The organism is Staphylococcus schleiferi (genome assembly GCF_025558325.1).
Classification (GTDB): Bacteria; Bacillota; Bacilli; order Staphylococcales; family Staphylococcaceae; genus Staphylococcus; species Staphylococcus schleiferi.
On sequence record NZ_CP094712.1, the window covers coordinates 737,854 to 751,181 of the forward strand.

Genomic DNA, 13,328 nt, shown 5'->3' on the forward strand with positions numbered 1-13,328 from the left:
GGAGCATATAGGCCTTATTATAATGACATACATTTCCAAAAGCGCAATTGTCATTTAAATGTGCCTCTATTTCCCAGTTTCTTGAAATTCCATATATTTATTCTGATGTCATGTGAAGCGGATTATCTACTTTAATATAGGTGTAATGATGGGCTTCATCTATGAGGCGCATCGTTGTCACACATTTATAGTCAATAACGGGGTTAAAAAATGTTTGATAAATAGTGTTGATTCGTTCTTGATTCATTTCTGTTTGTTTTATTCGATCAAAGCATTGTTGGATTTGTGTTTGTACAATTTGCCACAACTTGTTTTCTAACTGTTCATCTTTGTAGTAATATGCAATGGCTGCGACGATTTCACCTAGATGGTTTTGAATCGTAGAATAAAAAGCTTTATTAAAAACTGAAGTCTGGCTCTCAGTTAATATTCTAGATTTTTCGTGAAAATCAGATGTGTCATAGCCCATAGATGAAAGTTGTTGCTGGTCAATTCTCAAACCTTCGAAATCACGTATAAGCATTTGTTGGAACGCACCTGTTCTATCATCGAACACTGCAATCGTATTCTGTAGATGTGCTTCTAATGCAATCCCATACTTCACAAGCAAAGGTACAACATAATCAATCAGTGCACGTGCATAAGGTGCAAACCAGTCTTGACACAGTTGTGACATGTCGACAGAACGTCCTTGATGCGCAGCAAAACGTTCGATAAGTTCGATGACTAATGTACGATATTCGCCAGGTTTATTGACAACAAAGCTTGATGGGATGAGCGCAAGTGCATTATCATCGAGTAAATCATAAATATTTTCTCGATAAAGTGTGCCCAATTGCTCACTTCGCTGCTCTTGATATGCAGAATCTTCATCATTTGGATGATAAAAATGCGCACCTGCAAGTTCCGGAACCGCTTGTGTGGCGACATCTTTAAATAATGGGTCATTGTGCGCGATATGCGTTAAAATATTTGTCATTAAAGGCCCATTGTGTGTTGTTTGCTCGGACAATGTACGAATTTCCCCTGTAATATGGACATTCGTCGAAAGTTTTATATGAGGTGTCTGCTCAGGTTTTTCAGGCATTAACGTACGGAATGACAGACCGGCGTAATAGTTTTGTTGATACGTCAAAGGAACAATGATTTGTTGACTTATAGCATCTTGATATTCTTCAGTGATGATATGTGCGTACTGCCAAGGGTGTACAATTAAAGGCACATAGTTATTCAATGACTGCGATGATGCTTCCAATTGATTTTGAGCTATTTCTTTTAATCCTTCAAATGCACCATAAACGACCTCAGCATAATTTGAATGCGCAGACATCGTTCTTGCGTAATCTCGATGTATTAAAATAAATTGCATTGGAATGCCATGCTGATACTCTGAGGAGTAACATATCGTTTCTTTGGCAGTCATCCCTTTTCGAAGTTTTGCGCCGGGATGAACGGGATGCCCCTCAATGACGAGTTGCTCTGAAGTTAGATAACGATCATTTTGAGCTTCGATGTAGTCAAGAAGCGTCGGAAAATCATTTAATGGGTGCTGCGCTTGATAACTCAACGCTAAAGCCATATGAGCAGCACTGTTTTCTAAATCATCTCGAAATTGTTTCGCCGCTTCACCATCATATTGTGTATCTTCTTGAATGATAACATCCAAAATCTCATTTGGATGTAAAACGCGTTTATCTTCGCCACTTTCATGATACCAATAAAAAGGACCTTCTAAGTCGATACGGTTGAATGCATGTTGTCCTTTGATTTTTGCGAATAATATTCGTCCAGTATATGTAAAATGAATGCATAATAATTGGCCTGCAGGAATGGCACAATTTTGAAAATGTTGTGCTTCTTTTATTTCACAATGATCAAAGCCGCCAACTAAGTTTTCACGATAAATCGATGCCATTAAACGAGCAGTGATTTTATCGCGGCTGGATAATATGTTTTCTTTAAATAATTGCGCCCAGTTCGAATCGATTTCGACGAGCGTTTGAAAGCATTCTTGTTCATCTTTTGTCAAAAGAATGTCAGTTTTTTGCTGATTTCTCTCTTTATTCATGAGTACACCTCATTCATTTTATTTTACAAATAGTAAGATGATTCGTATAATCCATAATATCGGAAATGAGAACCGTTATCAATTAAAGAAGGTGAAGATTTTGGCAAAATGGTTTTTTTCGAGTACCTTTTTACTATTTCTGGGTAACTGGATTGGGCAAATTGCACTTAACTGGTACGCTTATCAATTAAATCATAATGCGATGGATCTTGCATTAATCAACTTTTTTCGATTAGCCCCTATATTCTTATTAAGCTTATGGGCGGGCGCCATAGCAGATCGTTATCGACGAAGTACTTTGATTAAATTGACAGTAACGAGTTCATTCCTTATTACAGGTACGCTCACAATTTTTGTCTTAACAATGGGTGAATTACCAATGACATTTTTATACATTTATTCATGTTTACGTGGATGTATGAGTGCCATTGAAACACCGGTCAGACAAGCAGTCCTACCTGATATCTCTGAACGGCTATCCATCTCAAAAGTCGTTTCTTACCATTCTTTTATATTAAATGTATGTCGCTCCATCGGCCCAGCAATATCGGGCTTTATTATTGCAATTTGGGATATTTCTATTGCATTTGTCATCCAAACGGCTTGTTACCTTTTAGCATTATCTCTAAGTTTACCACTACAATTGATGGTGAAAAAACAAAACAAGGCACCCAATTTTTCTTTACCTATCGCATGGAACTACTTTAAATTAAACGTTGTGAGTCGAAGAATATTTACGACATCGTTTTTAATTATGGCGATGGGGTATTCCTATACTACTATGTTACCCATTTTGACCAATGAGTTATTTCCTAAAAAAGCATCCATCTTCGGCACGGCAATGACTTTTAGTGCAATAGGTGGAATACTCGCTACTTTGATTATTCCATATATTTTAAAAACAGTGTCGACAGATAAATTTTATTTCTTGAGTTCAGTCTTATTCGGTCTCGCTTTAATGTTACTCTACCCATTTGGAACGACAGGCTTATTTATCGCTATATTCTGTGTGGGGTTATTTGGTCAGTTTGCGCGTACAACAAATCGAATATATTTTCAAAATGATGTAGAAGAAGAAAACAGGGGAAAAATTTTAAGTATCGTCATGATGGACAGAGGTATGATTCCATTAGGCGCAGTAGTATTGAGTTATTTTACGGAACGCATTGGGATTACAACTACTTTTTTAGTAATGGGAGTGGCAACGACACTTATCGCAATATTGGGGTATGCAATGAATCTTAAAATAAACGGAGGAAAGACAATCCATGACAACCATTCATCATCTAAATGCTGATCAAAATATACAATATCGTATTCTCGTTGCATGTATCAAAGAGCGGCTATTCCCTGAACAAACAGCAGTTCAATACGAAAAAGATAAACTTGTGATTCAGTTGCACCAACACATTTTACATGTTGCGTGTGTCGCGAAAAGTATGCTTTTTCAATTTGAATTAGAGGGACCGATTTATGAGAAAGTGAATCATGAAGACGTAGAGATTCAAACGGTTGAAGAATTGTTAGCAATACTTGAAGGCAAATTTGGTATTGAATTTCATGAACAGTTAGTAAAGGAATTATTACATAGTCGTCTTGGACTTGAATTGAGTTACCAACAGCTAAGACAACGCCAAAGTATGATGCGTCATTCTTTGAAATTTTCACGAATGCCAGAATCACTTAATTTTATTGCATGGCTAAACCATATTAATGATGACTCTGATTTTTCAGCTTTAGGTTATACAGAGGGGATGGTTTGGAACGGCCATCCTTCACATCCTTTAACGAAAACAAAATTACCACTTACTGTTGATGAAATTCAAAAGTATGCGCCTGAGTTTATGAAAGTCATTCCTTTAAAAATTGTACTTGTCCATCAAAGTATTTTAAAATTTACGTCAATGACAGATCAAGAAGATTTTGTACTCAGAGAAATTATTCCAGATATGGAAAGTCAATTGAGACAATGGATGCAAATGTATCAGTCATCTTTAGATGAATATCGGGTGATGTTTGTACATCCGTGGCAATATGAGAATGTGATTACTGAAAAGTTTGGTCGATGGATTGCTGAACATCTCGTTATCCCAACTCCTTTTACTGTAGATTCAAAAGCGACGTTGTCATTTCGAACAATGAGATTGCTCAAATATCCGTTTCATATTAAATTGCCTATGAATGTTCAAGCGACAAGTGCTGTCCGTACAGTATCAACAGTGACAACAGTAGATGGTCCAAAATTAAGTTATCAACTTCAAGATATGTTGGACATTTATCCAACATTAACGATTGCTGCTGAACCTTATGGTGCGTATATAGATGTTGAAGCGGATCTTGCACGCCAATTTGCGATGATTGTGAGATACGCAATAGAGGATAAAAAACAAAATCATACACAGATTGTTACAGCGGCTTTGACACAAATCAATCCCGTTGATGGTCAAATCGTGATCGATAGTTTGATTGAATACTTATACGGTGAAATCAGCGAAGATACAATCATACAGTTTATGACACAATATATGCGTGCATTCATCCCACCACTTATCGGCTATATTCAAAAATACGGCATTGCTTTAGAAGCGCATCAACAAAATACGGTTTTACAAATCGATAAGGATACACATGCATTGTCATTTATTGTGCGTGACTTAGGAGGTTCTCGTATTGAACCTCAAACATTAAAACAGACGGTCCCAGAGTTGACTGTAACAAACCAAAGTTTAATCACAGAAAATATAGATGAAGTCATCGCTAAATTTCAGCATGCAGTTATTCAAAATCAACTCGGTACAGTAATCCATCACTTCCATCATCGACATGGAATCAATGAGAAGGTACTTTACAACGTTGCCGGTGAAATCATTGAAAATGCGATAACACCGAATTTAAATCATGCGCAAGCGCTAAAAAGATTATTATTTGGTAAGAAAATGACGGTTAAAGCGTTACTAAATATGAGAATGGAACAAAAAGTGAAGCAATATGTGCAAATAGATATTGATAATCCGCTAGAAAGAGAGATGTAGCCTATGCCACAACTTCATGTTAATTTAAGTAAAATCAAATATAATGCAATGGCATTACAACACATGCTTTCAGAACAAGGTGTTCGAATGATTCCTGTAACGAAATGTGTAGGTGGAGATATCAAGGTTCGAGAAATGTTACGTGACATGGGCTTTAGCACACTTGCTGAGTCTCGACTCTCCAAAATGACACATCATCAAAAACAACCGACGCAACAAGATATGATGATTAAAGGCGCTTTGCCACATGAGATTGAAGATGTGGTCGTGAAAAGTCAAGTGAGTATTCAAACAGAATTTTCAACGATTCAAGCATTGAATGATATGGCCGTCCAAAAAGGGGTTAAGCATGCGATTTATTTAATGGTTGATTGGAAAGACGGCAGAGAAGGTGCATTGACATATGAAGTCGTGCATCTTGTTAAAAAAATTGTCAAACTCAAAGGTATATATCTGAAAGGCTTGGCATTTAATTTTATGTGTTTTCGACCCATCCAACCGACAGAAGAAGATATCGTTTATATGAATTATTTTATAGAATCGGTTGAACGTGATACAGGCGTTCGTTTTAACTCTATTTCAGGAGGCAATTCTAGTCTGTTGACTTTAGCGATGTACACGGACTTGGGCAGAATTAATGAACTTAGAATCGGTGAGGCGTTATTTAGAGGATACGAGACTTCCTACAACATGCGTTTACCTTACTTGTATGACGATGCAATTTTATTGAGTGGAAGGATTTTAGAAATTAAACCGCGCTTAGATATTGAAAAGCGACAAGCTTATATGCAGGCTATCGTCGACGTTGGACAACTTGATACAGTCATTGATGGTATCCAACCTATCGAATCCCATTTGAAAATTGTTGGAAGCTCAAGTGATGCTCTAATGATTGATCTAGGTCACTCGGATTATTATCAATTAGGTAATGAAATTACTTTCCAATTAAACTATTCAGCTTTAGCTCAAAGTATGCATATGCCACATATACCGAAAAATTATATTGAAGATAAAGGCATTGAACAACTCATTAATGGATTTGTAGAAATAAAAAAGAATAATTTTATAAAACAGAGTTGACAATGAGAATCGTTATCAACTATTATATAATTATGTAAATAAAACAACATCATTAAAGGAGTGGCAATGCAGTGAAGATGAAGAAATGGATGGGATTTTTAGCAATCGTGGCAATCATGCTTCTTGTTGCAGCATGTGGGAATGTCAGTGATTCTGGCAAGTCAGATTCTAAAAATGACACACAATCAAATGGGAAAAGTGTAGAAATTAAACATGCGGGTGGCACAACTAAAATTGATAAAAAACCTAAAAAAGTGGTTGCTTTAGAATATTCTTTTGTTGATGCGCTTGTTGCATTAGGTGTTAAACCTGTAGGTATTGCGGACGATGGTAAGAAGAAAAATATCATCGAACCTATTCGTGATAAAGTAGGCGACTATAAATCAGTAGGTTCACGTAAACAACCGAACTTAGAAGTGATTAGTGAGTTGAAACCGGACTTAATTATTGCAGATAGTAACAGACATAAAAACAACTACGAACAATTAAGCAAAATTGCACCGACAATTTTATTACCAAGTTTAGACTCAGACTATAAAGATAACATCGAAGCGTTTAAAACAATCGGTAAAGCTTTATCAGAAAAAGACAAAGCAGATCAACGTTTAAAAGAGCATGAAGAAAAAATTGATAAATACAAAAAAGAAATTACAATGGATAAAAGTAAGAAAGTTTTACCAGCTGTAATTTCTCAATCAGGTTTCTTAGCACATTCTGACCAATCTTACGTAGGTCAATTCTTACATGATTTAGGTTTTAAAGAAGCTTTAACAAAAGAAGTAGCTGATCAATTACCTGAATACTTAAATGCACCATACTTAAATATGAACTCAGAACAACTTTCTGATGTTAACCCACAACGTATGTTTATCATGGTTAACGGTGAAAACGATCCACACTTAGCGAAAATGAAAAAAGATCCAGTATGGAATGAAATCGATGCTGTTAAAAACGATCGCGTTCACGTTGTAGATCGTCAAACATGGGCTAAGTTTAGAGGTCTCATTTCTTCTGAAGAAATTGCTAAAGAATTAGTAGAAATTTCGAAAAAAGAGAAAAAATAAGTTGCTTTTGAATGAAAAGGAAGGGATGACACATCATCATGTGTCGAAGTGAGCGACTTTTTCCTTTCCCTTACAATGCAATATAAAAGGTGATTTCATATGTCAAAATTCAATCAAAAAATTTATGATGGACATCACCAGAGAAGACGCACTACGCTTACTTTTATTGTAAGCGTGTGCTTTCTTATTTTTGCAATTTATTTAAATCTTGCAATTGGTTCATCAAAAATTTCATTTCAATCACTTATCGATTATTTCTTTCATCTAAAGTCAACGAAAGAAACATTTTTAATACATAGTGTTCGTATGCCGCGATTAATTGCAGGTATTTTAATTGGAGCTGCGCTCGGTGTAGCCGGTGTTTTAATGCAAGCGATTACTAGAAACCCATTGGCATCACCTCAAATTTTTGGTGTAAATGCGGGTGCATCATTTACTGTTGTATTAATTACAGTTTTAGTCCCAAGTTTAGCAAGCAACACGATAGTATTTGCATTTGTAGGAGCTTTTATTGGTGGTTTAGCGGTATATACCTTAGCGGATACAACTAAAGGGATGACACCGATAAAACTGGCACTTGCGGGGATGACCATTCATTTATTTTTCACAAGTCTGACGCAAGGTATTATTTTATTAAATGAAGATGCGACTACGACGGTAATGTTTTGGCTTGTTGGTGCACTGCATACGATTAAATGGCCACAAATATTTCAAAGCTTACCTTGGATTGTAAGTGGTTTAATTGCTGCATTACTGCTCGCACGTCAGTTGGCGATTTTAGATTTAGGAGACCAGTTGGCGACAGGCCTTGGGCAAAATACGAAATTAATTCGTGCTTTATCTGGATTGATTGTCATTGTTCTTGCAGGGGCTAGTGTATCCATTGCTGGACCTATTGGTTTTGTGGGCTTAATTGTTCCTCACATCGTGAAGCACTATCTCAATCGCAATTACTTTTTGATCATTACGTTATCAATGATTATGGGAGCGAACTTGCTTCTGATTTCAGATGTAATCAGTCGACTTATCACTTTTCCATTTGAATCTCCAGTCGGTATTGTGACATCATTTGTTGGTGCATTGTACTTCTTATGGATCACAATGAGAGGAGTGAAAGCGCGATGAAGATTAACTTTACAAAACGTTACGTTATTGTCACGCTACTTCTGATTGTGTGTGCGATTTTAAGTTTGAGCGCTGGGGCAGTTTGGATTTCACCAATCACAGTGCTTAAAGAGGTTTGGACGGGCAAGCAATTTATTTTGACAGAATATCGCGTTCCAAGAATGTTGCTCGGTATTTTAGTCGGTTTTGCTCTAGCTGTTTCAGGTGCAGTCATTCAAGGCGTGATTCGAAATCCACTTGCATCTCCAGACGTCATTGGGATCACTAAAGGGGCAAGTTTGGCTGCGGTTATTGTTATTATCGTTTTTCCAACAGCACCTTTATTTGTCTTACCACTCGCTTCGTTTGTAGGCGCACTTGTTATTAGTTTGATTTTATCGCTTTTAATTAGTTTAAAAGGCATTAAAGGTTCGCAACTAGCGCTTATAGGGATGGCCATCGGTGCTGTCGCAATGGCGTTAGTCCAATACTTATTGATTCGAAGTCCGATGGAAGCGAATATTGCATTAGTGTGGTTAACGGGAAGTCTTTTTGGGCGTTCAATGGATCATGTATTAACCATTTTACCTTGGATGATCGTCTCCTTACCGGTAATTTTCTTTTACGCTAAAAAGTTAGACATTCTTCATTTAGGAGAAGAAGTTGCGACAGCCTTAGGTACACCTGTAAAAAGAACGAAAATGATTTTGTTATTTGCAGCTGTTATGTTAGCAGGTTCTGCGATTTCAGTTGTAGGTGGTTTGAGCTTTCTTGGGTTGATCGCCCCCCACATAGCAAGAAGTATTGTAGGGCATAGACACGGTCATATTATAGCAATGTCAGGTTTAGTTGGTGCTTTATTAATGGTGATTGCAGATGGATTGGCACGCGTCATTGCACCACCTATTGATATTCCTGTCGGAGTTTTAATCGCTGTGATTGGTGCACCATACTTCTTATATGTCTTACGTAAAATGTAATGCCAAAATATGCATTTAAACGTATTAATATTCAAATAAACATTGCATAACGTCTTCAATATCGGTATAATAAATACCAACTATTGGAGACGTTTTTATTTTAATGGGGGACATATTTGAAAAAGAGAAAGGCGTTAATTATGGAAAAATATACAAAGAAACAGTGGACAATTGGAAAATTAAAATTCATCTTACTTTCGATTATCGGTGTGATTTTATTTTTAATTCCTATACCTGTAGTAGAAGATGGTAAGCATACTTCAACCTTACCGATTGCTTATTTAGCCAAGCAATTTCAAGCACTTTTTGGTGGTTTAATGCCATGGATTATCGTTGCGATTATTACGATTTCTGGCATTTTAACGTTATTATATAGTACCGTGTTAAAATCAAAAGTAAAAAAAGATAGTTTTAGAGCAAACGCATTTATCGTGACATGGCCTTGGTTGGTGATTCGACTCTTATCAATCATTTTTGTATGGATTACATTTTTAAAAATCGGATTGCCATGGGTCTATTCAGAAGATACAGGTGGGCTTATTTTTACTGGATTGTTGCCTACATTAGTTGCGGTATTTTTCTTTGCGGCAATCTTTTTGCCATTACTGCTCGAATACGGACTCCTTGAATTTTTAGGTCCGATTTTTAGACCTGTCATGCGTCCATTGTTTACGTTGCCAGGGCGTTCTACAATTGATAACTTAGCGTCTTTCATTGGAGACGGTACTGTAGGTGTCATGATTACAAGTAAGCAATATGAGCAAGGATTTTATACACGCCGTGAAGCAACTGTTATTGCAACAACGTTTAGTGTTGTTTCATTAACATTTGCTATTGTTATCGCTGAAACGATTGGTCTTATTGATCATTTTGCGTTATTTTATAGTACGGTGATCATAGCGTGTTTAGTAGCAGCGTTCATTATGCCAAGAATATGGCCGTTACGTTCAGTAGAGGACCATTATGTTGATGGCGTTTCAGCAAAAGAACGACCTGAAAAACAGTATGATTATAAAGAAGCGCTTAAAAAAGGTTACGAAGATGCTGTCATCACAGGCTATAAAGCACCTGGATTAAAATTATATATGGTGACTGCCTTTAAAACGGTAATGGATATGTGGCTTGTCGTTATTCCGGTTGTTATGACGATTGGGACATTAGCTACAATTCTTGCGACATATACGCCTATATTCACTTGGATAGGCATTCCTTTTGTTCCGATATTAGAATTTCTTCATGTTCCAGAAGCACATGCTGCATCTGAAACAATGATTATTGGGTTTGCGGACATGTTCTTACCTTCAATATTAATCGAGGGCGTTCACAGTGACCTTACACGTTTTGTTGTCGGTGTGTTAAGTGTATGTCAATTGATTTATTTATCTGAAGTTGGTGGCGTTATTTTAGGATCTAAAATACCGGTAAGTATTGGAAAACTATTTATGATCTTTTTGATTCGTACAATCATTACGTTACCAATTATTGTGCTTATCGCGCATTTATTTTTCTAATTGTTTATACATTGAATTTTAAGAAACTGTACTTCGTATCTATTGCAGCTGAATATCAATTTTTTATAAGTAAAATCGTGAATGATGATATGCATAAACGAAGTTATATCATATGGAGTTTTATAATAAAAGGAAGCGCTAAGATGATTTTCAATTAAGAATCATCTTAGCGCTTTTTATTTTGGGATTAATGTCCCAGAATGCTTATATTGTGAATTAGTTAACTGGGAATCATCAATAATCTCAGTTTACTTCGTGACTTCGTTATATACTTTTTTATCATTAAATGTATAAATAATGTATTGTTGGTCGTCAGTGTCGATGATGACACGATTTGTTTTACCAAATGTAGAGCCAATGCGCGATACTCTTTTAGAATCTGTTTCAGGAACTGCGTGAATATCTTGATCCTCTGTTACATTACGGATTTGATCATTCGGAATTCGAATATCTGCAACTCTCCATTGAATATGCACTTCATTTTCATTTTTTTTAACTGTCATAGCCATTTCACTGACACATCCTTTTTCAAATTTTGTACAGTTATTGTATCTTATTGAAAACGTTTTTGCAACAATTATGTGATACTTTTTGATTGAATATGTCATACTAATTAAAAAGGCGATAAAAGAGCGAAAATATGTTCGTATGACAGAACAGATTATGTTATAATCCTTTCATAATAGTGAGGTGATGAACATGACTGGTAAAACACACTCTGCTGCTGGTGTTTTAGTGGGTGCAGCAGTTGCCACACATTATCAACTTGATATTTTTGAAATGACAACAAGTATTGTTTTATCAGCTTTAGCGAGCATCTTTCCCGATATTTGCCATACAAAGAGCAAAATCGGTCAAAAACTCCCTTTGCTTAGCTTTATTATCAAACATTTGTTTGGTCATCGGACATTGACCCATTCATTGGTTTTTGTTTTAAGTATTTATTTTGTCTTACATATGATAGAAACACCGATTTACTATATGATTAGCATCATTTGTGGTATGCTTTCACATATAATATTAGATATGTTAACACCTAGAGGCGTACATTTATTTTTTCCAATACCGGTTCGAGTACGTTTCCCAATTCATTTCAAAACTGGTGGTTTGATGGATTTATCTTTGGCAACAACTTTTAGTCTTGTGACGATATATGTCTTATTTGAATCGAGTGTAAAGCATCTTCTTTTAAATGGATTTTAACTGTTGTTGTATTGATTTTAGGCACTGAATACAAACAAACTTAGCTTCAAATCACAGCTTTATTAAAGGAGCGTATAATTGATATGTTAGATAAGAATAAACTTGAAAAGTATGGACAGGGTCATCTGAATGAGTATGAAAAACTAATGAGCACGAATGAAAAAGAACGACTTAACCAAAAAATTGATACTTTAGATTTAGAGGCAATTCATTCACTATATGAACAGGTTTACGTTAACCGTCAAACCATCAAAGACGTTTCTTCTGTTCAAGAGATAAACTATGAAGTCAAAGCTCAATTGCAAGAAGAGACAATTGAACTGTACAAATCAAAAGGTATCGATGCGATTCGCGAAGGACAATTTGCGGTCTTGCTTTTAGCGGGGGGACAAGGAACACGTCTAGGTTATCAAGGACCCAAAGGTTCATTTCAAATAGAAGGAGTCAGCCTGTTTGAATTACAAGCGAGACAGTTATTGCAATTAAAAAATGAAACTGGGCGTTTTGTAGATTGGTATATTATGACGAGTGATGTCAACGATAAAGAGACGAGAGCGTTCTTTCTTGAACATGATTATTTTGGCTATCATCCAGAGCATGTATACTTTTTCAAACAAGATAATATCGTCGCCTTAACAAAAAATGGTCAATTAGTTCTTGATAAAGATGCTTTAATTATGGAAACACCGAATGGAAATGGAGGCGTTTTTAAATCTCTTAAAGCATCTGGTTTATTAGATCAAATGGCTGAACGCGGCAATGAGTATATTTTTATGAATAATATCGATAATGTACTTGTTAAAGTTTTAGATCCTCTATTTGCAGGCTTTACCGTACATCATCATAAAGATGTAACATCTAAGTCCATTGAACCTAAGTTAGGTGAAAGTGTCGGTCGATTAGTTGTTAAAGACGGAAAAGATACTGTTTTAGAGTATTCTGAATTTGATAGAGATGAAATTGCTGACCAATTTAAAAATGCGAATATAGGGATTCATGCTTTTAGACGTTCCTTTATCGAAGCGGCTGTGGATAAAGCATTACCTTATCATTTAGCAATTAAAAATTTAGAGCAATTAGATGAAGATTTTGGGGTTGTAAAAAAAGAAACGCTAAAATTTGAACTTTTTTATTTTGATATTTTTCAATATGCAACTTCATTTATGACGCTACAAGTGCCAAGAGCGGAAGAATTTAGTCCGCTCAAAAACAAGGAAGGTCGAGATAGTGTAGAAACTGCGTCAGCGGACCTTAAACGTATGAATATTATTGAATAGGGGTGGCCA

Annotated in this window: 11 protein-coding genes; 9 read left to right on the forward strand and 2 right to left on the reverse strand. The window is 35.9% G+C overall.

Annotation, left to right across the window (positions count from 1 at the left end; all coding sequences use genetic code 11):
• Positions 1–97: 97 nt before the first annotated feature.
• The gene (locus MUA40_RS03260; protein ID WP_167732822.1) at positions 98–2,068 is read right to left on the reverse strand and encodes an IucA/IucC family protein; all 1,971 of its coding nucleotides are present in this window, start codon (positions 2,066–2,068) and stop codon (positions 98–100) included.
• Between the two features lie 100 nt (positions 2,069–2,168).
• On the opposite strand from MUA40_RS03260, the gene MUA40_RS03265 reads away from it, so the two are divergent.
• The 7 genes from MUA40_RS03265 (at position 2,169) to MUA40_RS03295 (ending at position 10,839) form a co-directional block, all read left to right on the forward strand.
• Entirely contained in the window at positions 2,169–3,365 is a 1,197-nt protein-coding gene (locus MUA40_RS03265; RefSeq protein WP_016426392.1) for an MFS transporter, read from the forward strand.
• A complete protein-coding gene (locus MUA40_RS03270) occupies positions 3,337–5,100 on the forward strand; it encodes an IucA/IucC family protein (protein WP_016426393.1) in 1,764 nt (587 codons plus the stop codon). Before MUA40_RS03265 ends, MUA40_RS03270 begins: the two co-directional genes overlap by 29 nt.
• Before the next feature lie 3 nt (positions 5,101–5,103).
• On the forward strand, positions 5,104–6,180 hold the full coding sequence (locus tag MUA40_RS03275; RefSeq protein WP_016426394.1) for an alanine racemase: 1,077 nt from the start codon (positions 5,104–5,106) through the stop codon (positions 6,178–6,180).
• 71 nt (positions 6,181–6,251) lie between these two features.
• The gene (locus MUA40_RS03280; protein ID WP_016426395.1) at positions 6,252–7,244 is read left to right on the forward strand and encodes an ABC transporter substrate-binding protein; all 993 of its coding nucleotides are present in this window, start codon (positions 6,252–6,254) and stop codon (positions 7,242–7,244) included.
• A 99-nt stretch (positions 7,245–7,343) separates the two neighbouring features.
• Positions 7,344–8,369: a FecCD family ABC transporter permease gene (locus MUA40_RS03285; protein WP_016426396.1), complete on the forward strand. Its 1,026-nt coding sequence runs from the start codon at positions 7,344–7,346 to the stop codon at positions 8,367–8,369.
• Entirely contained in the window at positions 8,366–9,328 is a 963-nt protein-coding gene (locus MUA40_RS03290) for a FecCD family ABC transporter permease (RefSeq protein WP_016426397.1), read from the forward strand. Before MUA40_RS03285 ends, MUA40_RS03290 begins: the two co-directional genes overlap by 4 nt.
• A gap of 140 nt (positions 9,329–9,468) precedes the next feature.
• On the forward strand, positions 9,469–10,839 hold the full coding sequence (locus MUA40_RS03295; protein ID WP_167732835.1) for a YjiH family protein: 1,371 nt from the start codon (positions 9,469–9,471) through the stop codon (positions 10,837–10,839).
• 248 nt (positions 10,840–11,087) lie between these two features.
• Here MUA40_RS03295 and MUA40_RS03300 read toward each other — a convergent pair whose 3' ends face one another.
• Positions 11,088–11,348 (reverse strand): SunI/YnzG family protein, encoded by a 261-nt coding sequence (locus MUA40_RS03300; RefSeq protein WP_016426399.1) that lies wholly within the window; start codon positions 11,346–11,348, stop codon positions 11,088–11,090.
• Positions 11,349–11,538: 190 nt separating this feature from the next.
• On the opposite strand from MUA40_RS03300, the gene MUA40_RS03305 reads away from it, so the two are divergent.
• On the forward strand, positions 11,539–12,042 hold the full coding sequence (locus MUA40_RS03305; protein WP_016426400.1) for a metal-dependent hydrolase: 504 nt from the start codon (positions 11,539–11,541) through the stop codon (positions 12,040–12,042).
• An 83-nt stretch (positions 12,043–12,125) separates the two neighbouring features.
• Positions 12,126–13,319, forward strand: coding sequence for a UTP--glucose-1-phosphate uridylyltransferase (locus tag MUA40_RS03310; RefSeq protein ID WP_016426401.1), 1,194 nt, complete (start codon positions 12,126–12,128; stop codon positions 13,317–13,319).
• Positions 13,320–13,328 lie beyond the last annotated feature (9 nt).